Consider the following 24,380-nt stretch of genomic DNA (forward strand, 5'->3'; position numbering starts at 1 on the left):
TCAACGCCCACAAGTCCGGCACCATCAAGGGCCTCACCGCCGAGGTCGGCGCCTCCCTCACCTCCGGCGCCGCCATCTGCGAGATCAAGGACTGATCCCGAACCGCCCGACGCGGGAGGGCTCCTGGCGATCGCCAGGAGCCCTCGTGCGTGTCCGCGCCGGCCGGCGGCGCTAGGCCGCCTCGTCGCGCCGGTGGAGCGTCTCGTAGACGTCCCCCGCGTGGTAGTACGTCCGGCCGTTGCCGCTGCGGCGGCGCCACTTCTGCGTGCTGGCGTGGCGGTAGACGCTGCCCGGCGGCATGTCCCACAGACGGGCGATGTCCGCCGCCGTCATCCAGCGCACCTCCGCCTCCAGGTCCGTGACCGTGCCGGCCGGCTCGGCCGGCCCGCTCGCGGGCGCCGTCGCGGCGGCGGCGCCGAGACGGCGGCTGAGCTGGAGCCACTCGTGCCCGACCCAGTGGTGGGAGACGTCCGCTCCGCAGGTGATCGTGGCGGGCAACTGCGGCCGGCGGGGCTGGACGACGGCGGTGAGCGCGCCGGAGCAGCCGGGCTCGACGCACGCGCCCACCGCGATGCGGCGGCTCGTCGCCGGGTCGATCACGCCGAGCGCCTTGCGGACCAGGCCCGCGATCTCGGCGGACGCCTCGCCCGCGGCGTCGTGCGCCGCGAGCCAGGCGCCGTTGCGGGTGAGGAAGTGGACCAGCGGGCCGACGGCGCGCCGCGGACCGGCGAGGCCGCGCTCCTCCAGGACCAGGCTCGCCCAGCCGCTGAGCACGGCCAGGATCGAGGTGCGGACGTCCGCCGCCCGGAGGTTGAAGGGCATGCCGGGCAGCGGGCCGCCGGAGGTCTTCTCCAGGGCCCGGTCGCCGCCGCCGCTGCCGTCGAGGTGGCGCGCGCACTCCTCGTACAGCTCCGGCAGCCGGTTCAGGTCCCGCACCAGGCGCTCGTGGCAGTCCAGGCAGAGGCGGCTGGCGGCCGCGGCCGGGCGTCGGGCCCGGCCGGCGCCCTCGCGCCGCACGCAGCCGGCTCCGACACAGACGGTCGTCATGACGACGGACATTCGGTTCTACCCCCATGAGTCTCGGCGACCTCCGGTCGGCGGTCGCCCACGGACCCGGGAACGGTATTTCCGCGATTATCGGGGCCGCAAGGGCCGGGGAATGTCACCTGTAGTACGTGACGGAATTCGATGAATTCCGCGACCGACTTTTCGCGTCCCTGACACGAATTCACGCCCCGCTGCGGAACCGCCTATTCCTGACATGCCTTGACCGGGATCTGACATGGGAATGATTGACCGCGGGACCCGGGCCGAAGAAGCTATAGGGCAGATTCCCTTGCCGTGCGCCCGCATTCTCCTGAAGCCAAGGACGAGATGAGATCACCTCTCGCGGGCACGCTCCAGTCCCTGACCGTCCGCAACTTCCGGCTCTTCGCGGCGGGACAGCTCGTCTCCGTCGCCGGCACCTGGATGATGGTCGTCGCCCAGGACTGGCTCGTGCTCTCCCTGACCGGCGACTCCGGCACCGCCCTGGGCGTCGTGACCGCCCTGCAGTTCGCACCCCTGCTGCTGCTCACCCTCTACGCGGGCGGCCTGGCCGACCGGTACGACAAGCGCCGGCTGCTGATGGCCGCGAACCTCGTGTCGGGTGTCCTGGCGCTCCTGCTCGGGGTCCTCGTGCTCACCGGCGCGGCCGGACTGTGGCACGTCTGCCTCTTCGCCCTCGGGCTCGGCGTCGTGAACGCGGTCGAGGTGCCCGTCCGGATGTCCTTCGTCAGCGAGCTCGTCGGCGCCGAGCTGCTGCCCAACGCCTCGGCGCTGAGCGCCGCGTACTTCAACGTGGCGCGGGTGGTGGGCCCCGCGCTCGCGGGCCTGCTGATCGGCTGGTTCGGCACCGCCACCGTGATGCTGCTCAACGCGGTCAGCTACCTGGCGACCGTCGCCGCCCTGCGCGCGATGCGGCCCGGGGAGCTGCACCGCTCGGCGCGCCGGCCCGCCCGGGCCCCCGTCATGGACGGCGTACGGCACATGGCGACCCGGCGCGACCTCCTGCTCCCGATGGTCCTGGTGGCCGTCGTCGGCATGCTGGGCTTCAACTTCCAGCTCACCCTGCCGCTGCTCGCCAAGACGGAGTTCCACGCGGAGGCCGCCGCCTTCGGGCTGCTCACCACGGCCTTCGCGGCGGGCTCGCTGCTCGCGGCGTTCGTCACCACGCGCCGCCGCGGGCGGCCGGCGGCCGGTGTCGTCATCGGCTCGGCCCTCGCGGCCGGGGCGCTGCAGTGCGCGGCCGGTCTGGCCCCCACGTACGCGTGGGCCGCCGTGCTGCTGCTGTGCACCGGCTTCGGCTCCCTGTACTTCGCCCAGGCGGCCAACCACCGCATCCAACTGGGCACCGACCCCGCCTACCGAGGCCGGGTCATGGCCCTCTACACGCTCGTCTTCCAGGGGACCACTCCCCTGGGCGCCCTCCTGATCGGCGCCCTCAGCGAACGGTACGGCGCCCGCGCCGGGCTGCTCGCGGGCGGCGGGGCCACGCTCCTCGCCGCCCTCGCCGTGCTCGCCGCGCACCTGCGGGCCGGGCGCCCCCGCACGTCACCGATCCGCACCTCACACGGAGGAACACACCATGACCATCCAGCAGACCGCGATCGCGCCCGCCCAGGCCGGGTCGGCGGAGGAGCGCAGGGAGATCGTCCAGGCGGCCCGCGCCGTCTTCGCCCGTGAGGGCTGGACCCACACCGGGGTCATGGACATCGCCCTGGAGTGCGGCGTCGACGAGGCCACCGTCACCCACTACTTCAAGGACAAGGAGCGGCTGCTGCTCGCGGTCCTCCTGGAGGGCGCCGCGTCGGTCGCCGCCTCGCTGACCGTCATCGCCGAGGAGCACCTCTCCGAGATCACCGACCTGGAGAAGGACCTGACCGAGCTGGGCCGCGCCTGGCTGACGCCGCTGACGGCCTTCCCGGAGCACTTCGCGATCGTCCGTCACCTGGGCGCCGAGATCGCCACGTGGCCGGCCGGGGTGGTCGAGATGTGGCGGACGGCGGGGCCCCGGCAGGCCAACCGCGAGCTGGCCCGCCGGCTCGCCCGGCTCGCCGAGCAGGGGCTGCTGGCCTTCGAGGACCCGGAGCACGCCGCCGAGCGCTTCGTGCAGTTGGTGGCGGGCGGGGTGGTCCAGCGTTCCTTCCACGGCGCCCTGCCGCTGTCCGACTTCGAGCGCGACGCGGTGATCAGCGCCGGCGTCGCGGACTTCATCCGGCTGTACCGGCCGGACGCCGGCCGCTGACCCGGCGCACGCATCCCACTCGGCGTACGCGCCCGACCCGGCGTACGCGTCCGCCGTACGACCGCGACTCACGACCCACGACCCACGACCCGCGACCCATGGAGGTGGGGAACACCATGGCCACACCAGCCGCACCGCAGGACTCGATCCAGGCCCGGATCGACGAGCTGGCCGAGATCAAGGAGTCGGCCCGGCAGGGCCCCGACCCGGCCGCCACCGAGCGCCAGCACAGCAAGGGCAAGCTGACCGCGCAGGAGCGCATCGCACTGCTCCTGGACAAGGGCTCGTTCAACGAGGTGGAGCCGCTGCGGCGGCACCGGGCCAGCGGTTTCGGGCTCGAGAACAAGAAGCCGTACAGCGACGGCGTGGTGACCGGCTGGGGCACCGTGCACGGCCGCACCGTCTTCGTCTACGCGCACGACTTCCGGATCTTCGGCGGCGCGCTCGGCGAGGCCCACGCGCAGAAGATCCACAAGATCATGGACCTGGCCGAGGCGGCCGGCGCCCCGCTGGTCTCGCTCAACGACGGTGCCGGCGCCCGCATCCAGGAGGGCGTCACCGCGCTCGCCGGCTACGGCGGCATCTTCCAGCGCAACACCCGCTCCTCCGGCGTGATCCCGCAGATCTCGGTCATGCTCGGCCCGTGCGCGGGCGGCGCCGCCTACTCGCCGGCGCTCACGGACTTCGTGTTCATGGTCCGCGAGACCTCGCAGATGTTCATCACCGGGCCGGACGTCGTCAAGGCGGTCACCGGCGAGGAGATCTCGCAGAACGGCCTGGGCGGCGCCGACGTCCACTCGGCCACCTCGGGCGTGTCGCACTTCGCGTACGACACAGAGGAGGAGTGCATCGAGGACGTCCGCTACCTGCTCTCGCTGCTGCCCGCCAACAACCGCGAGCTGTCGCCCGTGGAGCGCTCCGGCGACCCGGTCGACCGGATCAACGACGCGCTGCTCGACCTGGTGCCGTCGGGTGCCGGGCAGGCGTACGACATCCGCAAGGTGATCGAGGAGGTCGTCGACGACGGCGACTACTTCGAGGTGCACCCGGCCTGGGCGACGAACATCGTGTGCGCCTTCGCCCGCCTCGACGGGCACGTGGTCGGCATCGTCGCCAACCAGCCGGCCTCCATGGCCGGTGTGCTCGACATCAACGCCTCCGAGAAGGGCGCGCGGTTCGTGCAGTTCTGCGACGCCTTCAACATCCCGCTGATCACCCTGGTCGACGTGCCCGGCTTCCTGCCCGGCGTGGACCAGGAGCACAACGGCATCATCCGGCGCGGGGCCAAGCTCCTGTACGCGTACTGCAACGCGACCGTGCCGCGGATCTCGCTGGTGCTGCGCAAGGCATACGGCGGCGCGTACATCGTCATGGACTCGCGCTCGATCGGCGCCGACCTGGCCCTCGCCTGGCCGACGAACGAGATCGCGGTGATGGGCGCCGAGGGCGCGGCCAACGTCATCTTCCGGCGGGAGATCAACGCGGCGGAGGACCCGGAGGCCGTGCGCCGGCAGCGCATCGAGGAGTACAAGAACGAGCTGATGCACCCGTACTACGCGGCCGAGCGCGGCCTCATCGACGACGTCATCGACCCGCGGGAGACCCGCTCGGTGCTGATCCGTTCGCTCGCGATGCTGCGCGCCAAGCACGCGGACCTGCCCTCGCGGAAGCACGGCAACGCCCCGCAGTAGCACCTGTAGTTCTGCACCGAGATTTGACGTGAATCCCCTTGAACGAGGGGGATTCACCGAAGAACATAGATGTCAGAGTCCGGCGCTTTGTCAAAGCGCCTCTTTTTTTGACTCCGTCCGGTTCCGGCCCTCTTGCTGTCGAACCGTCGACGTGACGTGAGACTCCAGTCCGCCGTACGGCTTTCCACTTGGAGAAGAATCGTATGCACAGCAATCTGATCGTGGCACGGATGGAGCCCGGAGCGAGCGGCGACGTGGCCGATCTCTTCCGCGCGTTCGATGCCACCGAGATGCCGCACCGGATGGGCACGCGCCGGCGTCAGCTCTTCCACTACCGCGGTCTCTATTTCCACCTCCAGGACTTCGACACCGACCAGGGCGGCCAGCACATCGAGGCGGCGAAGACCGACCCGCGGTTCGTGCGGATCAGCGAGGACCTGAAGCCGTTCATCGAGGCGTACGACCCGGCGACCTGGCGCTCGCCCGCCGACGCCATGGCGACCCGCTTCTACCACTGGGAGGCCACGCAGTGAGCGGCCGACGCGTAGTCATCACCGGCCTCGAGGTCCTCGCCCCCGGCGGCGTGGGCCGCGACGCCTTCTGGTCGCTGCTGAGTGAGGGCCGCACGGCCACCCGCGGCATCACCTTCTTCGACCCCTCGCCGTTCCGCTCCCGGGTCGCGGCCGAGATCGACTTCGACGCCGAGGCACACGGCCTCAGCCCGCAGGAGATCCGGCGGATGGACCGGGCCGGCCAGTTCGCCGTCGTCGCCGCCCGCGGCGCCGTCGCCGACAGCGGCATCGACCTCGCCGAGCACGCCCCGCACCGCGTCGGCGTCACCGTCGGCACGGCCGTCGGCGCGACGATGGGCCTCGACCAGGAGTACCGGGTCGTCAGCGACGGCGGCCGGCTGAACCTGGTCGACCACACGTACGCGGTGCCGCACCTCTACAACCACCTGGTGCCGAGCTCCTTCGCCGCCGAGGTGGCCTGGGCGGTGGGCGCCGAGGGCGCCAACGCCGTGGTCTCCACCGGCTGCACCTCCGGCATCGACTCCATCGGCTACGCCGCCGAGCTGATCCGCGAGGGCTCCCTCGACGTGCTGGTCGCCGGCGCCACCGACGCCCCGATCTCGCCGATCACCATGGCCTGCTTCGACGCGATCCGCGCCACCACTCCGCGGTACGACGAGCCGGAGCGCGCCTCGCGCCCGTTCGACGGCACCCGCAACGGCTTCGTCCTCGGCGAGGGCACCGCCTTCTTCGTCCTGGAGGAGCTGGAGAGCGCCCGCCGCCGCGGGGCCCGGATCTACGCGGAGATCGCCGGTTACGCGACCCGCTCCAACGCGTACCACATGACCGGTCTGCGCCCCGACGGCGCCGAGATGGCCGAGGCCATCCGGGTCGCGCTCGACGAGGCGAGGATGAACGGCGACGAGATCGACTACATCAACGCGCACGGCTCCGGCACCAAGCAGAACGACCGCCACGAGACCGCCGCGTTCAAGAAGAGCCTCGGCGACCACGCGTACGCCACCCCGGTGAGCTCCATCAAGTCGATGGTCGGCCACTCCCTCGGCGCCATCGGCGCCATCGAGATCGCCGCGTCGACCCTGGCGATGACGCACCACGTGGTGCCGCCGACGGCGAACCTCCACACCCCCGACCCCGAATGCGATCTCGACTATGTGCCCGTCACCGCGCGGGAGCACCAGACGGACGCCGTGCTGACCGTCGGCAGTGGCTTTGGAGGCTTCCAGAGCGCGATGGTCCTGGCCCGGCCGGAAAGGACCGCCGCATGAGTACCTCCGTAGTGGTGACCGGCCTCGGTGTCGTCGCGCCCAACGGGCTCGGCGCCGAGGAGTACTGGCAGGCCGCCCGCGTCGGCAAGAGCGGCATCGGCCGCATCACCCGCTTCGACCCGACCCAGTACCCGGCGCGGCTCGCCGGGGAGATCCACGGCTTCGAGGCGTCCGAGCACCTGCCGAGCAAGCTGCTGCCGCAGACCGACCGGATGACGCGCCTCGCGCTGGTCGCCGCGGACTGGGCGCTCGAGGACGCCGGGGTGAACCCGAAGGAGCTGCCCGCCTTCGACATGGGCGTGGTCACCTCCAGCGCCTCCGGTGGCTTCGAGTTCGGCCAGCGCGAGCTGGAGCGGCTGTGGAGCCAGGGCAGCGAGTACGTGTCCGCGTACCAGTCCTTCGCCTGGTTCTACGCCGTCAACAGCGGCCAGATCTCCATCCGGCACGGCATGAAGGGCCCGAGCGGCGTCGTCGTGAGCGAGCAGGCCGGCGGTCTGGACTCCGTCGCGCAGGCCCGCCGCCAGGTCCGCAAGGGCACGCCGCTGGTCGTCACCGGCTCCGTCGACGCGTCCCTGTGCCCGTGGGGCTGGGTGGCGCAGCTCACCAGCGGCCGGGTCACCACGCAGGACGACCCGGCCGCCGCCTTCCTGCCCTTCGACGAGCGGGCCTCGGGCCACGTCCCGGGCGAGGGCGGCGCCATCCTCATCATGGAGCGCGAGGACGTCGCCCGGGCGCGCGGCGCCAAGGTGTACGGCGAGATCGCGGGCTACGGCGCGACCTTCGACCCGAAGCCGGGCAGCGGCCGCCCGCCGGCCCTGCGCCAGGCGATCGAGATCGCCCTGGCCGACGCCGGGGTCGGCCCGCGTGACGTGGACGTGGTCTTCGCGGACGGCGCGGCCGTGCCCGAGCTCGACCGGATCGAGGCGGACGCGCTGAACGCGGTCTTCGGCCGCGAGCAGGTGCCCGTCACCGTCCCCAAGACGACGACCGGCGCCCTGTACTCGGCCGCCGGCGCGCTGGACCTGGCGACGGTCTTCCTCGCGATGGAGGAGGGCCTGATCCCGCCGACCATGAACACCCGGCCGTCCGACACCTACGGCCTGGACCTGGTCGTCGGCCACCCGCGGACGCACGAGGTGCGGACCGCGCTGGTGCTCGCCCGCGGCCTGGGCGGCTTCAACTCCGCGCTGGTCGTCCGCTCCGCCGACTGACCCCGCACCGCCCCGCATTCCCGTACCGCCCCGCACCACCCGGTACCGCCCCGTACCGCCCCGTACCGCCATCACGCCGAACGGGCAAGCCCCGGAAAGGAATCACCATGGCCGAGCAGGCTTTCACCTTCGACGACCTCCGCCGCATCCTGATCGAGGCGGCGGGCGCCGACGACTCGTACAACCTCGACGGTGACATCCTCGACACCGACTTCGAGGAGCTGGGCTACGAGTCGCTGGCGCTCCTGGAGACCGGCGGCCGCATCGAGCGCGAGTACGGCATCTCCCTCGACGAGGACATCCTGAGCATCGCGAACACCCCGCGGATGCTGATCGACGCGGTCAACAGCGGCCTCGCCGCCCTGGTCTGACCGCTCCCGGTCCGCCCCGTCGTTCCCCGTCACTTCCCCCTCCGCACCCCACCCCCCACACCCCCACCCCACTCACCGCCGGGTGGTGCCTCGTCGCACCGCCCGGCGGGCCCTTTTCCCCTCCCACTGGAGACGCCACCCATGTCAGATCAGCAGAAGCGGGTCGCCCTGGTCACCGGAGCGACCAGCGGCATCGGCCTGGCCGCCGCCCGGCTCCTGGCCGAGCAGGGCCACCGGGTCTTCATCGGCGCCCGCAGCGCCGACAACGTCGCCGCGACCGTCAAGGAGCTCCAGGCCGAGGGCCTGGAGGTGGACGGCACCACCCTCGACGTCCGGTCCTCGGACAGCGTGCGGGACTTCGTGCAGGCCGCCGTCGACACCTTCGGGACCGTGGACGTCCTGGTCAACAACGCGGGCCGCAGCGGCGGCGGTGTCACCGCCGACATCGCCGACGAGCTGTGGGACGACGTCATCGACACCAACCTCAACAGCGTCTTCCGGCTGACCCGCGAGGTGCTCAACACCGGCGGCATGCGCCACAAGGACCGCGGCCGAATCATCAACATCGCCTCCACCGCCGGCAAGCAGGGCGTCGTCCTCGGCGCCCCGTACTCGGCGTCCAAGCACGGTGTCGTCGGCTTCACCAAGGCCCTCGGCAACGAGCTCGCCCCGACCGGCATCACCGTCAACGCGGTCTGCCCGGGCTATGTGGAGACCCCGATGGCCCAGCGCGTGCGCCAGGGCTACGCCGCCGCGTACGACACCACCGAGGACGCCATCCTCGAGAAGTTCCAGGCCAAGATCCCGCTCGGCCGCTACTCGACGCCGGAGGAGGTCGCGGGTCTGGTCGGCTACCTCGCCTCCGACACGGCGGCGTCCATCACCGCGCAGGCGCTCAACGTCTGCGGCGGACTCGGCAACTTCTAAGGCCCCAAGGAGAGCTGACCATGACCATCCGTGAGGTCGAGCACGAGATCACCGCGGCCGCGCCGGCCGAGACGGTGTTCCGGCTGATCGCCGACGTGGCGAACTGGCCGCGGATCTTCCCGCCCACCATCCACGTCGAGCACGTGGAGCGCGGCGAGCGCGAGGAGCGCATCCAGATCTGGGCCACCGCCAACGGCGAGCCCAAGAACTGGACGTCGCACCGCACCCTGGACCCGGAGAACCTGCGGATCACCTTCCGCCAGGAGATCCCCACCCCGCCGGTGGCGGCCATGGGCGGCACCTGGATCATCGAGCCGGTCTCCGCGACCGAGTCGCGGATCCGGCTGCTGCACGACTACCGGGCGATCGACGACGACCCGGAGAGCCTGAAGTGGATCGACGAGGCCGTCGACCGCAACTCGCGCTCCGAGCTGGCCGCGCTGCGCGAGAACGTCGAGCGCGTCCACGCCGAGACCGAGGCCGATCTGACGTTCTCCTTCGAGGACTCCGTGGAGATCGCCGGCTCCGCCAAGGACGTCTACGACTTCATCAACGAGGCGAACCTGTGGTCCGAGCGGCTGCCGCACGTGGCCACCGTCCGCCTCGACGAGGACTCCCCGGGCCTGCAGACCCTGGAGATGGACACCCGCGCCAAGGACGGCTCCGTGCACACCACGAAGTCGTACCGGGTGACCTTCCCGCACCACAAGATCGCCTACAAGCAGGTGACGCTGCCGGCGCTGATGACCCTGCACACCGGCTACTGGACGTTCACCGAGACCGACACCGGTGTCACGGCGTCCTCGCAGCACACGGTGACCATCAACACCGCGAACATCGCCCGCATCCTCGGCGCGGACGCCACCGTCGCCGACGCGCGGGAGTACGTGCACACCGCGCTCAGCACCAACAGCAAGGCCACGCTGGGCCACGCCAAGGCCCATGCCGAGGCCCGGCGCTGAACTCGGCGGTCCACCCCGTGAGCCCGGGCCGCGTCCGTCCGGGCCGCGTGAGTCCGGGCAGCCGCTGATCCCGGTCCCCGGCGAGCCGCCGCGGCTCTCGCTGTGGCTGCTGCGCCCGCCGTCGGCGGACAGCCCGGCGGCGGCCCGGCTCGCGGTGCGCGAACTGGACGCCGCGGAACTGCGGCGGGCCGAGTTGTTCGTACGGCCCCGGGACCGGGTGCAGTACCTGTCGGCGCACATCGCGCTGCGCCGGATCCTCGGCGAGGCCACGGGATGTCCGCCCGAGCGGCTGCGCCTGGGCCGGGAGCCCGGCCCGGCGCGCCCGCACCGCACCACCCGGCCCGTGCTGCGGGACCCGCCGCTGCCGGTCCACTTCTCGCTCTCGCACAGCCACGGTCTCGTCCTGATCGGGACGGCCGCGACGGTCGTCGGCGTGGACGTGCAGCGCACGCCGACGGCCGAGGCGGTGGAGGTGTGCGGCCCGGCGCTGCACCCGGCGGAGTGGCGGGAGCTGCTCACCCTTCCCGAGGGCCGCCGGCCGGACGCGTTCGCGGAGCTGTGGACCCGCAAGGAGGCGTATCTGAAGGGTCTGGGCACGGGGCTCGGCCGCAGCCCCGCCCTCGACTACCTGGGCGCCGGAACCGACGCCGACGCCCCACCCGGTCCGTCCGGCTGGATCGTGCGGAACGTGCCGGCCGGCCCGCACCACGCCGCCGCCGCCGCGCTGGCCGTCCCCGCGGAGCCGATCGTCACGCTGCGCTCGCTGCCCGCGGCCTGCCTGTACGACGGCGCGGCGGGCCTGCCGCTGTCCGCGGCTCCGCTACTGGCTTTGAGAAGGAGAGACTCATGGACGCTTCGGTGGTCGTTGTCGGAGCAGGACCCGCCGGGCTGATGCTCGCCGGGGAACTGCGCCTCGCGGGGATCGACGTCACGGTGCTCGAACGGCACCCCGGGCGCACCGGCGAGTCCCGGGGCATCGGTCTGACCATCGGCACGATGGAGGTCTTCGACCAGCGCGGGCTGCTGCGCCGGCTCGGCGACTACGAGACCAGCGGCATGGGCCACTTCGGTGGCATCCCGCTGGACATGAGCGTGCTCGGCGCCTTCCACGAGGCGGCCAAGACCGTGCCGCAGTCGGTGACCGAGGAGGCTTTGGAGGCGTGGGCGACCGAGCTCGGCGCCGACATCCGCCGCGGGCACGAGTTCGTCTCGTACGAGGAGACGGGCGACGGCGTCACGGTCACCGTGCGCCACGGCGACGGCGAGGACCGGCTGCGGGCCCGTTACCTCGTCGGCTGCGACGGCGGCCGCAGCACGGTCCGCAAGGCGGCCGGCTTTGACTTCCCCGGCACGGCCGCCACCACCGAGATGCTCCTGGCCGACCTGCGCGGGGTCGACCTGGAGCCGCGGATGACCGGCCAGCACACCGACGGCGGCTTCGTGATGGTCGCCAAGCTGCCCGGCGGCATCCACCGCATCATCGTCGGCGAGCACGGCGTGCCGCCGCGCAAGCGCACCGGCCCGCCGGAGTTCGCCGAGGTCGCCGACGTGTGGAAGCGGCTCACCGGCATCGACATCGCCCACGCCGAGCCGGTGTGGATCAGCGCCTTCGGCAACGCCTCCCGGCAGGTCACCGAATACCGCCGGGGCCGCGTCCTGCTGGCCGGCGACTCCGCCCACGTCCACCTGCCCGCGGGCGGCCAGGGCATGAACACCAGCGTCCAGGACTCCCACAACCTGGGCTGGAAGCTGGCGGCGGTGCTGCGCGGCGACGCGCCGGAGGAGCTGCTCGACACCTACCACTCCGAGCGGCACGAGGTGGGCCGCGGGCTGCTCGCCAACACCCGGGCGCAGAGCCTGCTGATCCTCGGCGGCGAGGAGTCGGTGCCGCTGCGGGACGTCCTGGCCGAGCTGGTCCGGATCCCCGGCGTGTCCCGGCACCTGGCCGCCAAGGTCAGCGGGCTCGACATCCGCTACGACATGGGCGGCGGCTCCAGCCCGCTGCTCGGCCGGCGCCTGCCGCACCTGCCGGTGACGGTGGACGGCCGCCGCACCAGCAGCACCGAGCTGCTGCGCTCCGGGCGCGGTGTGCTGCTCGACCTGGACGACACGGCCGTCCTGCGCCGTCGCGCGCAGCCCTGGCGGGACCGCGTCGACATCGTCACGGCGACCCCGGACGCCGTGCCCGCCGACAGCCCGCTCGCGGGCGCCTCGGCCGTGCTGCTCCGCCCCGACGGCTATGTCGCCTGGGCCGCGCCCGGCAGCCACCGTGACCTGAGCAGTGCGCTGACCCGCTGGTTCGGGCCGGCGCTCGGGAAGCGGCGATGACGGGACCGTCCGCCCGCCGCACCGACGTCGTGGTCGTCGGCGCCGGGCCCGTCGGACTCTTCCTCGCGGCCGAGCTGCGCGCGTACGGCGCCGGTGTCGTCGTCGTGGAGACGCTGACGGAGCCCACCGGCGAGTCCAGGGCCTCGATCCTGCACGCCCGGACCATGGAGATCTTCGCCGACCGCGGCTTCCTGCCGCGGCTCGGCGAGCTGCCGCCGGTCGGCCCCGGCCACTTCGGCGGCCTGCGCCTCGACCTCGCCGAGGCCGACCCGGACCATCCGTACGCCGGGCAGTGGGAGTGCCTCCAGTACCACCTGGAGACCGAACTCCAGGCGTACGCGGTCGAGCTGGGGGCCGAGATCCGGCGCGGTCACACGGTGACCGGGCTGCGGGAGACCGGCGACGGGGTCCGCGTCGAGGTGCGCGGCCCCGGCGCCGGCTCCTACGCGATCGACGCCGGCTATGTGGTCGGCTGCGACGGCGAGCACAGCACCGTGCGCGCGCTCGGCGGCTTCACGTTCGCCGGGCACGACGCCGACAAGGTGATGCTGCGCGCCGACGTCGCCGGCGTCACGATCGACAACCGGCGCCTCCAGCGCTTCGACGGCGGCATCGCCACCGCGTACCGCAGGCCCGACGGCACCACGCGCCTGATGGTCCACCGCTTCGGCGAGCAGCCGGCCGGCGAGGTGACCTTCGCGCAGGTGGTGTCCGCCTGGGCGGCCGTGACCGGCGAGGACATCGGGCACGGCGAGCCGCGCTGGCTCAACCGCTTCGGCACCGTCTCGCGGCAGGCCACCGAGTACCGGCGGGGCCGGCTGCTGCTGGCCGGCGACGCCGCGCACAGCCAGATGCCGGTGGGCGGCCAGGCGGTCAACCTGGGCCTCCAGGACGCGGCGAACCTGGGCTGGAAGCTGGCCCGGGTCGTCACCGGCGCCGACCGGCCCGAGCTGCTCGACACCTACCACGCCGAGCGGCACCCGGTCGGGGCGCGGACGCTGGCCAACATCGAGGCGCAGGCCCGGCTGCTGTTCGGCACGGAGGAGGTCGTCGCGCTGCGCGACGTCTTCGGCGAGCTGCTCGGACAGGGCCCGGTGCGCCGCCATCTCGCCCGCATGATCAGCGGCCTCGACGTGACGGAACGGCCCCGGCCGAAGGCGCCCGCGCCCACCCGGCCGGCCGCGCGTCCGGCGCCGCACCTCCCGCACATCCACCAACCCGGAAGGTCAACCGTGGACAGGCTCACCGACAAGACGGCCCTCGTGACCGGTTCGAGTCGCGGCATCGGCAGGGCGACGGCGATCCGGCTCGCCCGCGAGGGCGCGCTCGTCGCCGTGCACTACACCGCCAACGAGCAGGCGGCGAACGACACCGTCGAGCTCATCGAGAAGGAGGGCGGCAGCGCCTTCACCGTCCGGGCCGAGCTGGGCGTGCCCGGCGACGTGCACGAGCTGTTCCTCGGCCTGGAGCGCGGCCTGAAGGAGCGCACCGGCGACACCCGCCTGGACATCCTGGTCAACAACGCGGCGGTCACGTCGACGGGTTCGGCGCCGGAGGACCTCACCCCCGAGGAGTTCGACCACTACTTCGCCGTCAACGCGAAGGCGCCGTACTTCATCGTGCAGCGGGCCCTCGGGCAGATGCCGAGCGGCGGCCGGATCGTCAACCTCACCACCGGCGTCACCCGCACCTCGGTGCCCGACCAGGTCGCCTACGCCATGACCAAGGGCGCGATCGAGCAGCTCACCTTCCAGTTGGCCCGCATCCTCGCCCCGCGCGGCATCACCATCAACAGCGTGGCGCCCGGCATCACCAACAACGGCGGCCCGATCTTCGACAACCCGCAGGCGGTCGAGGCGATGGCGAAGTTCTCGGCCTTCAACCGGGTCGGCGAGGCGGGCGACGTCGCCGACGTCATCACCTTCCTCACCACCGACGAGGCCCGCTGGATCACCGGCGCCTTCATCGACGCCACCGGCGGCACCCTCCTCGGCTGAGGCGGCCCCCTCCGGGGCCGTCCCGCCCGGGGCGCCCGTCCCCCACCCCATCCACCCCACGCGAGAGGCAACCCATGTCCGCCCACCCCGCGCGCGTCGCCGTCGTCACCGGAGCCAACAAGGGGATCGGCCGCGAGATCGTCCGGCAGCTCGCCGAGCGCGGCCACACCGTCTACCTGGGCGCCCGCGACGAGGGGCGCGGCCGCGAGGCCGCCGCCGCCCTGTCCGCCGGCGGCCTCGACGTGCGGTTCCTGCACCTCGACGTCACGGACGAGACCTCCGTCGCGCTCGCCGCGAAGCGGCTGGCCGAGGAGGCGGGCGTCCTGCACGTGCTGGTCAACAACGCCGGCGTCGGCGGCCCCATGCAGCTTCCCAGCGAGACCCCCGCGGAGCAGGTGCGCACGGTCTACGAGACCAACGTCTTCGGCGTCATCACCGTGACCAACGCCCTGCTGCCGCTGCTGCGCAAGGCGCCGTCCGCACGGATCGTCAACGTCAGCAGCGCCATCGGCTCGCTGAAGTCGGCCGCCGAGAACAACGACCAGACCGGGGAGCACCCGCCGGGCGAGTTCCCGGTGACCCTGCTGTCGTACGCGTCGTCCAAGACGGCCCTGAACGCGGTCACCCTGGCGTACGCCAACGAGCTGCGCGGCACCGGCATCCTCGTCAACGCCGCCTCGCCCGGCTTCGTGGCCACCGACATCAACGGCCACCACGGCCGGCTCACCACCGAGCAGGGCGCGCGCATCCCCGTGCTGCTCGCGACCCTCCCCGACGGCGGCCCGACCGCCACCTTCCTCGGCGAGGACGGCACGCCCGAGGGCCAGGTGCTGGACTGGTGACCGCGACCGCCGTCCCCCCGACGGGAGCCGCCCCGGGGGCGCGGGTGTCGTGGGACGCGCGCCAGTGGTCCCGGCTCCTGGTGCTCTCGGGCAACATGCTGCTCGACGCGATCGAGGTGTCCGTCATCCTCATCGCGCTGCCGACGCTCGCCGCCCGGTTCGGTCTGACGCCGTTCGGCGTCCAGTGGATGATGACCGGTTTCGCGCTCGGCTTCGCCGCGCTGCTGCTGCTCGGGCCCGTGCTGTGCGCCCGGATCGGGCGCCGGCGGGCGTATCTGGGCGCGATGCTGCTGTTCGGGGTGGCGTCCCTCGCGGGCGGCCTCGCCGGCGGGCCCGCGCTCCTGATCGCGGTCCGGGTCGTCAAGGGCTGCTGCGCCGCGCTGACCGCGCCGACCGGGCTCGCCATCATCAACGACCTCTTTCCCGAGGGGCCGGAGCGGCGGCGGGCGCTCTCGGTGTACTCGCTGTTCGGCGCGGCCGGCTTCACCGCCGGGCTGCTGCTTGCCGGCGGCCTCCTGGAGGCCGACTGGCGCTGGGTGTTCGTCTTCCCCGCGCCGGTCGCCCTGGTGCTGCTTGTCGCGGGGGCGTTCGTGCTGCCGCGCGAGCAGGGCGGCGGTCCGGCGCGGCTGCCGCGCCTCGCGCTGCTGAGGCGGGGCCCGCTGCTGCGGTCCGCGCTCGGCGCGGCCTCCCTCAACGGCACGTATCAGGCGGTGCTGGTCGTGATGGTCTTCCGGATGGCGGACGACTTCGGCTGGTCGCCGTGGCTGTCCGCGCTCGCGCTGCTGCCCGCCTGCGTCCCGCTGGCGCTGAGCGTCCCGTTCGCGGGCCGGTTCATCGCCCGCTACGGCAGCGCCCGGCTCGTCACGCTCGGCGCGCTGTTCCCGCTCCTCGGTTACGTGCTCTACCTGGCCCGTCCCGACAGCGGCTCCTATCCGCTCGGCATGCTGCCGGTCCTGCTGCTCGTGGAGGCCGGTTTCTGCTGCGCGTTCGTCGCCCTGAACACCCGGGCGACGGAAGGTCTCGACCCGGCGGACCGGGGCGCGGCCGTGTCGCTGTACCAGGCGGCGGTGCAGTGGGGCGCCGCGCTGCTGCTGCCCGCGGTCGGCCTGCTGCTCACGCACGCCCGGGGCCCGCGCCCGGCGCTCGCGCTGGTCACGGCGGCCGGGGCGCTCGGCCTGGTGGCCGCGCTCGCCCGCCGTACGGCGCGCTGACCCGAACCGCTCCCTGACCCGTACCGCTCCCTGTGTCCCGTACCGCTCGCCGACCCGTACGACGCGCGTTCCCCTCCGCTCCTCCGCACCTCCCCTCTCCCTTCAGCTTCCTCACCTCAAGGAGACCCACCACCATGGCAGTCGACACGCCCGACACGTCCGTGAACCCCGGCCCGATCATGGGCCTGATCCTCGGCTCCTGGCAGTCGCGGATCCTGCTCGCCGCCGTCGAGTACGACCTGTTCACCGAGCTGGCCGAGGGTCCGGCGACCACCGCCGAGCTGGCCGAGCGGCTCGGCCTGGTCGAGCGCGGCACCAACGACCTGCTCGCCGGGCTCGTCCACCTCGGCCTGGTGCAGACGGCCGACGGGAAGTTCACCAACGCCCCGGTCAGCGACGCCTTCCTGGTCAAGGGCCGCCCCGCCTACCTCGGCGGCTACCTGCACTTCTGCGAGCAGGAGCTGAACCCGGCGTGGAACGGCCTGGCCGACTCGCTGCGCACCGGCAAGCCGCAGAACCAGGCCGCCGTCGCCGGCAACCCGTACGACAGCCTGTACGCGGACGCCGAGGCCACCGACGGCTTCCTCGACAGCATGGACCTGCTGAGCGCCCCGATCGCGCAGGCCCTGAGCCGCATCGACTGGAGCGGCTACACGTCCTTCGTCGACATCGGCGGCGCGCGCGGCAACTTCGCGCACGAGGTCGTGAAGCACAACCCGCACCTGAAGGGCGCGGTCTTCGACCTGCCGCCGCTCCAGTCCGCCTTCGAGCGGCACATGGCCCGCCTCGGCGACACCGACCTCACCTTCCACGGCGGCGACTTCTTCAAGGACGACCTGCCCAAGGCCGACGTCCTCGTCTTCGGCCACGTCCTGCACAACTGGGGCGTCGAGGACCGTCTGACCCTCCTCAAGCGGGCCTACGACGCCCTGGAGCCGGGCGGCGCGGTCTTCGTCTACGACCCGATGGCGGGCGGCGACCAGCCGTCCATGCACGGCGCCCTCGCCGGTCTGACGATGCTCGTCTGGTCCCGCGGCGGCCACGAGTACTCCGCCGACGCCCTGCACGGCTGGCTGCGCGAGGCCGGCTTCGAGCCGGAGACCGTCGAGGTCGACGGCCTGCACGAGGACGTCCTGGTCATCGGCCGCAAGCGCGCCTGATCCCCCGGCCACGACTGACGACTGACGACTGACAGACAGAGGAGTCGACGATGCCGACCACGTCGGACGTCCGGCCGGAGATCGGCCGCCCGGACGTCACCACCGCCCTGGTGGAGGAAGTGACCTCCGGCGACCCCGAGCGCCTGCGGGAGGCCGGTGCCGCGGTCCTCGCGCACTGGGAGGCCGCCGAGTGGCCCGAGGCCCTCGCGGCCGTGTCCCTGTTCTACGGCACCGACGGCACGTCGCTGCTGGTCTACGCCCAGTGGACGGCCGAGGCCGCCGACGAGGAGGCCGTGCGCGCGGCGTACGGAGCCCTGCGCCCCGACTGGCGCGCCCTCGGCTACGAGCCGGGCACCCCGGCCACGTACCGGCTGTACCGCAGGGTGCAGCCCACCGTCCTGCCCGACCCGCTCCCGGAGGTCGGCTGCTACCCCGCCGCCTTCTTCGCGATGCGGCCCGGCGAGACGGCCCGCGCCTGGGTCGACGGGCTGCTCGGGCAGGAGGAGGAGACCGTCGGCGAGGACCGGGCCTACCCCGGCGCCATCGCCGCCAACTTCCACGTCTCCTCGGCCGACGACGGCATCTTCCTGCTGTCCGAGTGGGCCTCCGAGGCCGAGGCGCTCGTCCACATCAAGGCGGAGATCGAGCCGCTCCTGGAGTACATGGGGCAGGCCGAGGCCGGAGCGGGCCGCCGCTACGAGTTCCACACCACCCGAACGAAGTGACCCGTACGGACGCGACCCGTCCGCCCGTACAGAAGTGAAGGGCACCCCCTTGGCAACCACACCGTCCGCACGCTCCGTCGTCTTCGGCTTCGGCGCGCACAGCGTCATCGGCGAGGCACCGGCGCTGCTGGAGATGGCCCACCTCGCCGACCGGGAGAAGCTCGACCTGTTCTCCCTGTCGGACCACCCGTACGTGGGGCAGCGCCTGGACGCGTACGCCACCGTCGGCTTCGTCATCGGCCGCACGCGGCACCTGGCGGGCTTCGCCAACGTCAGCAACCTGCCGACGCGGCCGCCCGCCATGCTGGCGCGGACCGTGACCACGCTGTCCGCGCTCTCCGGCGGCCGGGTCGTGCTCGGCATGGGTGCCGGCGGGCTGTGGGAGCGGATCGCCGACATGGGCGTCGAGCCGCTCACCCCGGCCGAGGCCGTGGACGCCTTCGAGGAGGCGATCGTCCTCGTGAAGAAGCTGTCCGGCGGCGGCCCGCCGGTCACCTTCGAGGGCCGCCACTACCGCGTCCACCAGATCGACCCGGCGCCCGTCCCGGCGCCTCCGGTGTGGACCGGGTCGGTCGGCCCCAAGTCCCTCGCCGCCACGGGACGGGTGGCCGACGGCTGGATCCCGGGCCACGCGGCGGACTGGCTCAGCCCGCGCTACCGCGCCTCGCGTCCGGTCGTCGACGAGGGCGCGCGGTCCGTGGGCCGCGACCCGCGCGAGGTCCGCACGATCTTCAACTTCCCCGGGCAGATCACCGACCGGCCGGTGGCCCGGACCCGCGACCGCGACGGCCGCTGGCTCGGCGGCAGCGTCGACCAGTGGATCGAGGAGCTGACCGGCGCGGTCGTCGAGCACGGCGCGTCCGGCTTCATGCTCTTCTCGCCCCGCGGCGGCACCCCCGACCTCGCGTCCCTCGGCCGCTGGGCCGGCCAGATCGCCCCGGCCGTCCGCGAGGCCGTCGCCAAGCACGCCGGCTAGCGGACCGGCCCGGGGCAGCCGGCCCGCCGGTCCCCGCTCCGCACCGACTTTCTCTTCCACTCCTTTTCCGAAGGGTTTTCCATGACCAGCAGGCTCGAGAACAAGACGGCACTCGTCACCGGCGCCAGCCGGGGCATCGGGCGCGCCATCGCGCTGCGCCTCGCGAAGGACGGCGCCGTCGTCGCGGTCAACTACTCCGGCAACGAGACCGCGGCGAAGGAGACCGTGGCGCTCATCGAGGAGGCCGGCGGCCGCGCGTTCACCGTGCAGGCGAGCCTCGGGCAGCCGGGTGCGATCGAGCGGCTGCTCGACGGCACCAAGGCGGGCCTGGTCGAGCTCACCGGCTCGGACCGGCTCGACATCCTGGTGAACAACGCCGCCGCCACCGGTTTCGCCGGCGCCGGCCCGGCCTCGGTCACCGAGGAGATCCTCGACAACTGCTACAACATCAACGCCAAGGCGCCCTTCCTGCTCATCCAGAAGGCCCTGGAGCTGATCCCGGACGGCGGCCACATCGTCAACGTCTCCTCCGGCGTCACCCACTCCGCGTTCCCGATCCAGATCGCGTACGCCATGAGCAAGGGCGCCCTGGAGCAGATCACCCTGCACATGGCCCCGGTCCTGGCGCCCCGCAACATCACCATCAACACCGTGGCCCCGGGCGTCACCGACAACGGCGACCCGGTCTTCCAGGACCCCGAGGCGCTCAAGCAGATGTCCGCGCTGTCGACCTTCAACCGGGTCGGCACGGTGGACGAGGTCGCCGACATCGTCGCGTTCGTCGCCTCCGACGAGGCCCGCTGGATGACCGGTTCCTTCGTCGACGCCACCGGCGGCACCCTTCTCGGCTGAGGAGCCCGACATCATGCAGAACGAGATCCAGTCGGCGGTGGGCTTCGCCCACGCCAAGCCGGAGAAGGCGGAGGAGCTGGGCGCGCTGCTCGTCTCCTTCGCCGAGCGCTCGCGCGCCGAACAGGGCTGTCTGGGCAGTTGGATCAACCAGGACGCCGAGGACCCGAACCTCTTCGTGTTCTACGAGATCTGGGCGACCCGCGAGGACCTGGAGGCCCACCTCGCGCAGCCGTACATGAAGGAGTTCCTGGCCGGGCGGGACGCCTACCTGGCGAAGGAGCTGGAGGTGCGGCCGCTGCACCTCACGGGCACCCCCGGGCCGGCGGCCGAGCCGGCCGACCCCGCCGAGATGAACCAGCGCTATCTGGACGCCTACGCCGCCCGCGACATCGACGCGATCATGGCGGTGTACGCGCCGGGCGCCGCGGCCGTGTGGGAGCCGGGCAAGGCCGTCAGCGGTGCCGAACACCGCGCCGCGGTCGTGGAGTTCCTGAAGCTGGAGCCGCGGTTGTCGGCGAAGGTCGCCGAGAGCTACGTCGTCGGCGACACCGCCGCGCTCGTCGTCGACTGGAGCATCGAGGTGCCCTCGAAGCCCGAGATGACCGGCACCGGACGCGGCCTCGACGTCCTCAAGAAGAACGCCAGGGGCGAGTGGCGTTACGTGATCACCAACCCGTTCGGGAGCCTGTGACATGAAGGTCGAAGGCAGTGTCGCGGTCGTCACCGGTGCCGCCAGCGGCATCGGCAAGGCCATCGCGGAAGCCCTGGTCGCCGCCGGCGCCAAGGGAGTCGTGGTCTCCGACATCGACGCCGCGGGCGCCGAGCGGGTGGCCGCCGGCATCGGCGACCGGGCGCTCGCGGTGCCGGCGGACGTCGCCGACGAGGCGTCGATCCGCGAGCTCGTCGACCGCAGCCGGGAGCACTTCGGCTCCGTCGACATCTTCGTGTCCAACGCGGGCCTGACCGTGACGGGCAGCTTCGACGCCTCCGACGAGGAGTGGAAGCGCGCCCTGGACGTCAACATGATGTCGCACGTGTGGGCGGCCCGGGCCGTGGTCCCGGCGATGCTGGAGGCCGGCCGCGGCCACCTCGTGCAGACGATCGCCGCCTGCGGTGTGCTCACCGCGTTCGGTGCGGCGCCGTACTCCGTCGCCAAGATGGGGGCCGTGGCCTTCGCCGAGTACCTCGCCGTCGAGTACGGGCCGCGCGGCCTCGGTGTCTCGTGCCTGATGCCGCAGGCCGTCAACACCCCGATGCTGGCCGCCAGCGTCAGCGACAACGAGCAGTTGGCGAAGCTGAAGGAGGTCTCCGAGGTCCTCGAGCCCGAGCAGGTCGCCAAGGCGGCGATCGAGGCCATCGAGGAGAACCGGATCCACGTCTTCACGCACCAGGGCTCGGCCGAATCCTTCCGCCAGAGGGCCGAGGACGCCGACGTGTGGGTGGCCCAGATGCAGGCGATCCGCCACGGCGGCCGTCGTCCCTGACGACGGACCGTCCCCACGGGTGCGGGGCGCGGCCCCTCGCGCCCCGCACCCGTGCCCCCGTTCCCCTCGCCGTGTCTGGTTCCGGCTCACAGGAAGGAAAAACATGTCCGAGGAAACACTGCGCCTTGCCGTGATCATCGGTTCGTCCCGCGTGGGCCGCACCGGTCCGGCCGTCGCGCGCTGGTTCGTCGAGGAGGCCGAGTCCTGCGCGATGTACGACGTCGACGTCCTCGACCTGGCCGACGTGGAACTGCCACTGTCGCTGACGCAGGAACCCGGCGACACCGAGTCGGCCGAGCTGCTCGCCTCCGTCGCCGAGCGCCTCGGCTCGGCGGACGCGTTCGTCGTGATCACCCCCGAGTACAACCACAGCTTCACCGCCCCGATGAAGAACCTGATCGACTGGCACCGCGCCGAGTGGCAGGCCAAGCCGGTCGCCTTCGTCTCCTACGGCGGCCTGTCCGGCGGGCTGCGGGCCGTCGAGCAACTGCGCCTGGTGTTCGCGGAGCTGCACGCCGCCACGATCCGGGACACGGTCAGCTTCCACGGCGTGTGGCAGCACATCGGCGAGGACGGCGTGCTGCGCGCGCCCGACGCCGCCGTCCCCGCGAAGGTCATGCTCGAAAAGCTCCAGTGGTGGGCGTCCGCCCTCAAGGACGCCCGCACCACGCGCCCGTACGCCGCCTGAGACCAGGGAGACCCCATGAGTTCCATCAGGGTGGAGGACGGCTACTTCACGCTGTTCAACATCTTTCACACCGAAGACCCCGCCGGGCAGAAGGTGCTGTTCGACCAGTGGCGGAGCCTGCCGCCGGCGAACGTCCAGCCCGGCCTGGTCTCGGGCAACTTCCACCGCGGCCTGGACGGCCGCTCGGTGGTCAACTACGCGCAGTGGGAGAGCAAGGAGGCGTACGACGCCTTCCTGAGCGAGCGCGCCACCCAGGGCCGGCTGGGCAGCGCCCTGACCGTCTCCCGCCTGGACAACATCCCCTGCGAGGTCGTGCACACCTGGCACCCCGAGCCGCGGATCTCCCTGGACCGGCCGCTGTTCACGGTGGTGATCGTGGTCAGGTCGGCGCCGGAGGACCAGGAGGCGGTGCTCAAGGAGATGACGTACGACCCGCCGGAGCTGGCGGCCACCCCCGGCTACGTGTCCCACGCCGTGCACCGCGGCCTGGACGGCGAGCACGTCGTGAAGCTGGCCCAGTGGGAGGACGAGGAGAGCTTCCGCGCCTTCCTCGACCGGCCGAAGGAGCCCTCGGCCATCGACGGCCTCGACGGCGTGAGCGTCGAGCTCTACTTCAGCGAGATCGAGTACATCAGGGAGCGCGTGTGAACGCCGAGCAGGATCGGGCCGCCTGGCACGAGGCCGAGGCGCTGGAGGCGGCGGCCGGCACGGCCGGGCGGGGCGCGGCGGACGCGGACACCGCCGGACGGCTCGCCGACGGCACGGTGGAGGCGCTGGGCGCGGCGGGTTTCGCCGCCGCCTTCGCGCCGGTCCGGCAGGACGGGTTCCCCGCGACCACGGCGACCTTCGAGGCGGTGACGCGGGCCGTCGCCGCGATCGGCGAGGGCTGCACGTCCGCCGCCTGGCTCGCCTCCCTGTGGGCGTACAACGGGCGCTTCAGCGGCTTCCTGCCGGACGAGGGACGGCAGGAGGTGTGGGCGAAGGGCCCGGACACCCGGCTGGTGAGCTCGATGGTCGCGGCCGGCGTCACGGCGGAGCCGGTGGACGGCGGCTGGCAACTGTCGGGGAAGTGGCTCTACGTCAGCGGGGTGGAGTTCGCCGACTGGGCGCTGCTCAGCTCGGCGCCGCCGCGCGAGGGCGACCGGTCGATCCGCGTGTTCGCGGTGCCGAAGGACTCGTTCACGCACGAGGTGTCCTGGTCGACGCTCGGCATGCGCGCCACGGGCAGCCACACGCTGCTGGTGGAGCGGGCGTTCGTGCCCGCGTACCGGTCGTTCGTCTGGGACGACATGCGGCAGGGCGTGCTGCCCACGGAGACCGGGTCGGCGGTGCACGCGGCGCCGCTGTTCGCGGTGAACGGCCTGACCTTCGCCGCGCCCATCCTCGGCGCGGCCCGCGCGGCGCTGCGCCTGGTGGAGCGGCAGCTCGGGCAACAGCCGAGCGGGGCGCGTGCGGCGGCCCAGAACTCGGCCCGGATCGCCTACACCCGCGCGGCCGGTGAGATCGACGCGGCGGCGCTGCTGCTCGCCCGGGTCGCCGAGACCGCGGACCGGGGCCGGCTCGCGGAGGACGGCACGGCGGTCCGCAGTCACCGGGACGCCACGCTCGCGGTGGAGATCCTGGTCGGCGCGGTGGACCGGCTGTTCCGTGTGACCGGGACCCGCGGGCAGGCGGCGGCGCACCCGATGCAGCGGATCTGGCGGGACGTCCACGCGGCGGGCTCCCACGCGGCCCTGCAGTTCGAGCCGGCCGCGCTCGCCTTCACGCAGCGGCTGGTCGCGGCCTGAGGTCGGTCCGCGCCACGCGTACGACAGGACGCGGGCGTACGGCAGGAGGGCGGGCGTCCCGGGGGCGTGCGGGTCCCCGGG

At 72.8% G+C, this 24,380-nt stretch carries 24 protein-coding genes; 23 read left to right on the forward strand and 1 reads right to left on the reverse strand.

The window, feature by feature from the left end; translation table 11 throughout:
• Positions 1-171 precede the first annotated feature (171 nt).
• Complete coding sequence (locus tag ABZ135_RS35490; RefSeq protein ID WP_356701935.1) at positions 172-1,047, reverse strand: hypothetical protein; 876 nt, start codon at positions 1,045-1,047, stop codon at positions 172-174.
• A gap of 327 nt (positions 1,048-1,374) precedes the next feature.
• Here ABZ135_RS35490 and ABZ135_RS35495 point away from each other — a divergent pair, with 327 nt between their 5' ends.
• The 23 genes from ABZ135_RS35495 to ABZ135_RS35605 all read left to right on the forward strand — a co-directional run bounded on the left by ABZ135_RS35495 (position 1,375) and on the right by ABZ135_RS35605 (position 24,299).
• A complete protein-coding gene (locus ABZ135_RS35495; protein ID WP_356701937.1) occupies positions 1,375-2,724 on the forward strand; it encodes an MFS transporter in 1,350 nt (449 codons plus the stop codon).
• The gene (locus tag ABZ135_RS35500) at positions 2,627-3,286 is read left to right on the forward strand and encodes a TetR/AcrR family transcriptional regulator (protein ID WP_356701939.1); all 660 of its coding nucleotides are present in this window, start codon (positions 2,627-2,629) and stop codon (positions 3,284-3,286) included. The genes ABZ135_RS35495 and ABZ135_RS35500 overlap by 98 nt, the downstream gene beginning before the upstream one ends.
• Before the next feature lie 116 nt (positions 3,287-3,402).
• On the forward strand, positions 3,403-4,977 hold the full coding sequence (locus ABZ135_RS35505; protein ID WP_356701941.1) for an acyl-CoA carboxylase subunit beta: 1,575 nt from the start codon (positions 3,403-3,405) through the stop codon (positions 4,975-4,977).
• A gap of 203 nt (positions 4,978-5,180) precedes the next feature.
• The gene (locus ABZ135_RS35510) at positions 5,181-5,510 is read left to right on the forward strand and encodes a TcmI family type II polyketide cyclase (RefSeq protein ID WP_356701943.1); all 330 of its coding nucleotides are present in this window, start codon (positions 5,181-5,183) and stop codon (positions 5,508-5,510) included.
• On the forward strand, positions 5,507-6,778 hold the full coding sequence (locus ABZ135_RS35515; protein ID WP_356701945.1) for a beta-ketoacyl-[acyl-carrier-protein] synthase family protein: 1,272 nt from the start codon (positions 5,507-5,509) through the stop codon (positions 6,776-6,778). Before ABZ135_RS35510 ends, ABZ135_RS35515 begins: the two co-directional genes overlap by 4 nt.
• Positions 6,775-7,989 carry a ketosynthase chain-length factor gene (locus tag ABZ135_RS35520; RefSeq protein WP_356701947.1) on the forward strand — a complete coding sequence of 405 codons (1,215 nt, stop codon included), beginning with the start codon at positions 6,775-6,777 and terminating at the stop codon, positions 7,987-7,989. The genes ABZ135_RS35515 and ABZ135_RS35520 overlap by 4 nt, the downstream gene beginning before the upstream one ends.
• Positions 7,990-8,096: 107 nt before the next feature.
• Entirely contained in the window at positions 8,097-8,360 is a 264-nt protein-coding gene (locus ABZ135_RS35525; protein WP_345487417.1) for an acyl carrier protein, read from the forward strand.
• A gap of 141 nt (positions 8,361-8,501) precedes the next feature.
• Positions 8,502-9,287, forward strand: coding sequence for a 3-oxoacyl-ACP reductase FabG (gene fabG, locus ABZ135_RS35530; RefSeq protein WP_356701949.1), 786 nt, complete (start codon positions 8,502-8,504; stop codon positions 9,285-9,287).
• Positions 9,288-9,307: 20 nt separating this feature from the next.
• On the forward strand, positions 9,308-10,249 hold the full coding sequence (locus tag ABZ135_RS35535; RefSeq protein WP_356701951.1) for an aromatase/cyclase: 942 nt from the start codon (positions 9,308-9,310) through the stop codon (positions 10,247-10,249).
• On the forward strand, positions 10,230-11,141 hold the full coding sequence (locus tag ABZ135_RS35540) for a 4'-phosphopantetheinyl transferase superfamily protein (RefSeq protein WP_356701953.1): 912 nt from the start codon (positions 10,230-10,232) through the stop codon (positions 11,139-11,141). Before ABZ135_RS35535 ends, ABZ135_RS35540 begins: the two co-directional genes overlap by 20 nt.
• Entirely contained in the window at positions 11,096-12,577 is a 1,482-nt protein-coding gene (locus tag ABZ135_RS35545) for an FAD-dependent monooxygenase (RefSeq protein WP_356701955.1), read from the forward strand. Before ABZ135_RS35540 ends, ABZ135_RS35545 begins: the two co-directional genes overlap by 46 nt.
• Positions 12,574-14,574 carry an SDR family oxidoreductase gene (locus ABZ135_RS35550; RefSeq protein ID WP_356701956.1) on the forward strand — a complete coding sequence of 667 codons (2,001 nt, stop codon included), beginning with the start codon at positions 12,574-12,576 and terminating at the stop codon, positions 14,572-14,574. The genes ABZ135_RS35545 and ABZ135_RS35550 overlap by 4 nt, the downstream gene beginning before the upstream one ends.
• Before the next feature lie 74 nt (positions 14,575-14,648).
• Complete coding sequence (locus ABZ135_RS35555) at positions 14,649-15,416, forward strand: SDR family oxidoreductase (RefSeq protein ID WP_356701958.1); 768 nt, start codon at positions 14,649-14,651, stop codon at positions 15,414-15,416.
• Entirely contained in the window at positions 15,413-16,627 is a 1,215-nt protein-coding gene (locus ABZ135_RS35560; protein WP_356701960.1) for an MFS transporter, read from the forward strand. Before ABZ135_RS35555 ends, ABZ135_RS35560 begins: the two co-directional genes overlap by 4 nt.
• A 134-nt stretch (positions 16,628-16,761) precedes the next feature.
• Entirely contained in the window at positions 16,762-17,787 is a 1,026-nt protein-coding gene (locus ABZ135_RS35565; protein WP_356701961.1) for a methyltransferase, read from the forward strand.
• A gap of 50 nt (positions 17,788-17,837) precedes the next feature.
• Positions 17,838-18,512 (forward strand): hypothetical protein, encoded by a 675-nt coding sequence (locus tag ABZ135_RS35570; RefSeq protein WP_356701963.1) that lies wholly within the window; start codon positions 17,838-17,840, stop codon positions 18,510-18,512.
• A gap of 49 nt (positions 18,513-18,561) precedes the next feature.
• Positions 18,562-19,488 (forward strand): LLM class flavin-dependent oxidoreductase, encoded by a 927-nt coding sequence (locus ABZ135_RS35575; RefSeq protein ID WP_356701965.1) that lies wholly within the window; start codon positions 18,562-18,564, stop codon positions 19,486-19,488.
• Between the two features lie 81 nt (positions 19,489-19,569).
• A complete protein-coding gene (locus ABZ135_RS35580; protein WP_356701967.1) occupies positions 19,570-20,340 on the forward strand; it encodes an SDR family oxidoreductase in 771 nt (256 codons plus the stop codon).
• Between the two features lie 13 nt (positions 20,341-20,353).
• The gene (locus ABZ135_RS35585) at positions 20,354-21,031 is read left to right on the forward strand and encodes an antibiotic biosynthesis monooxygenase (protein ID WP_356701968.1); all 678 of its coding nucleotides are present in this window, start codon (positions 20,354-20,356) and stop codon (positions 21,029-21,031) included.
• A gap of 1 nt (position 21,032) precedes the next feature.
• Positions 21,033-21,824, forward strand: coding sequence for an SDR family oxidoreductase (locus tag ABZ135_RS35590; protein ID WP_356701970.1), 792 nt, complete (start codon positions 21,033-21,035; stop codon positions 21,822-21,824).
• Positions 21,825-21,927: 103 nt separating this feature from the next.
• Positions 21,928-22,512 (forward strand): NAD(P)H-dependent oxidoreductase, encoded by a 585-nt coding sequence (locus ABZ135_RS35595; protein WP_356701972.1) that lies wholly within the window; start codon positions 21,928-21,930, stop codon positions 22,510-22,512.
• Positions 22,513-22,527: 15 nt separating this feature from the next.
• Positions 22,528-23,160, forward strand: a complete 633-nt coding sequence (locus ABZ135_RS35600; RefSeq protein WP_356701974.1) for an antibiotic biosynthesis monooxygenase family protein — start codon at positions 22,528-22,530, stop codon at positions 23,158-23,160.
• Positions 23,157-24,299 (forward strand): acyl-CoA dehydrogenase family protein, encoded by a 1,143-nt coding sequence (locus ABZ135_RS35605; protein ID WP_356701976.1) that lies wholly within the window; start codon positions 23,157-23,159, stop codon positions 24,297-24,299. The genes ABZ135_RS35600 and ABZ135_RS35605 overlap by 4 nt, the downstream gene beginning before the upstream one ends.
• The last annotated feature ends 81 nt before the right edge of the window (positions 24,300-24,380 follow it).

The organism is Streptomyces sp. NPDC006339, from assembly GCF_040612775.1.
Classification (GTDB): domain Bacteria; phylum Actinomycetota; class Actinomycetes; order Streptomycetales; family Streptomycetaceae; genus Streptomyces.

What these genes read in the sequence shown, in the direction of transcription:
- ABZ135_RS35490 (WP_356701935.1), bottom strand. Translation starts at nt 1,047, where the DNA reads ATGACGACCGTCTGTGTCGGAGCCGGCTGCGTGCGGCGCGAGGGCGCC.
- ABZ135_RS35495 (WP_356701937.1), top strand. Translation starts at nt 1,375, where the DNA reads ATGAGATCACCTCTCGCGGGCACGCTCCAGTCCCTGACCGTCCGCAAC.
- ABZ135_RS35500 (WP_356701939.1), top strand. Translation starts at nt 2,627, where the DNA reads ATGACCATCCAGCAGACCGCGATCGCGCCCGCCCAGGCCGGGTCGGCG.
- ABZ135_RS35505 (WP_356701941.1), top strand. Translation starts at nt 3,403, where the DNA reads ATGGCCACACCAGCCGCACCGCAGGACTCGATCCAGGCCCGGATCGAC.
- ABZ135_RS35510 (WP_356701943.1), top strand. Translation starts at nt 5,181, where the DNA reads ATGCACAGCAATCTGATCGTGGCACGGATGGAGCCCGGAGCGAGCGGC.
- ABZ135_RS35520 (WP_356701947.1), top strand. Translation starts at nt 6,775, where the DNA reads ATGAGTACCTCCGTAGTGGTGACCGGCCTCGGTGTCGTCGCGCCCAAC.
- ABZ135_RS35525 (WP_345487417.1), top strand. Translation starts at nt 8,097, where the DNA reads ATGGCCGAGCAGGCTTTCACCTTCGACGACCTCCGCCGCATCCTGATC.
- fabG (WP_356701949.1), top strand. Translation starts at nt 8,502, where the DNA reads ATGTCAGATCAGCAGAAGCGGGTCGCCCTGGTCACCGGAGCGACCAGC.
- ABZ135_RS35535 (WP_356701951.1), top strand. Translation starts at nt 9,308, where the DNA reads ATGACCATCCGTGAGGTCGAGCACGAGATCACCGCGGCCGCGCCGGCC.
- ABZ135_RS35540 (WP_356701953.1), top strand. Translation starts at nt 10,230, where the DNA reads ATGCCGAGGCCCGGCGCTGAACTCGGCGGTCCACCCCGTGAGCCCGGG.
- ABZ135_RS35545 (WP_356701955.1), top strand. Translation starts at nt 11,096, where the DNA reads ATGGACGCTTCGGTGGTCGTTGTCGGAGCAGGACCCGCCGGGCTGATG.
- ABZ135_RS35550 (WP_356701956.1), top strand. Translation starts at nt 12,574, where the DNA reads ATGACGGGACCGTCCGCCCGCCGCACCGACGTCGTGGTCGTCGGCGCC.
- ABZ135_RS35555 (WP_356701958.1), top strand. Translation starts at nt 14,649, where the DNA reads ATGTCCGCCCACCCCGCGCGCGTCGCCGTCGTCACCGGAGCCAACAAG.
- ABZ135_RS35565 (WP_356701961.1), top strand. Translation starts at nt 16,762, where the DNA reads ATGGCAGTCGACACGCCCGACACGTCCGTGAACCCCGGCCCGATCATG.
- ABZ135_RS35570 (WP_356701963.1), top strand. Translation starts at nt 17,838, where the DNA reads ATGCCGACCACGTCGGACGTCCGGCCGGAGATCGGCCGCCCGGACGTC.
- ABZ135_RS35580 (WP_356701967.1), top strand. Translation starts at nt 19,570, where the DNA reads ATGACCAGCAGGCTCGAGAACAAGACGGCACTCGTCACCGGCGCCAGC.
- ABZ135_RS35585 (WP_356701968.1), top strand. Translation starts at nt 20,354, where the DNA reads ATGCAGAACGAGATCCAGTCGGCGGTGGGCTTCGCCCACGCCAAGCCG.
- ABZ135_RS35590 (WP_356701970.1), top strand. Translation starts at nt 21,033, where the DNA reads ATGAAGGTCGAAGGCAGTGTCGCGGTCGTCACCGGTGCCGCCAGCGGC.
- ABZ135_RS35595 (WP_356701972.1), top strand. Translation starts at nt 21,928, where the DNA reads ATGTCCGAGGAAACACTGCGCCTTGCCGTGATCATCGGTTCGTCCCGC.
- ABZ135_RS35600 (WP_356701974.1), top strand. Translation starts at nt 22,528, where the DNA reads ATGAGTTCCATCAGGGTGGAGGACGGCTACTTCACGCTGTTCAACATC.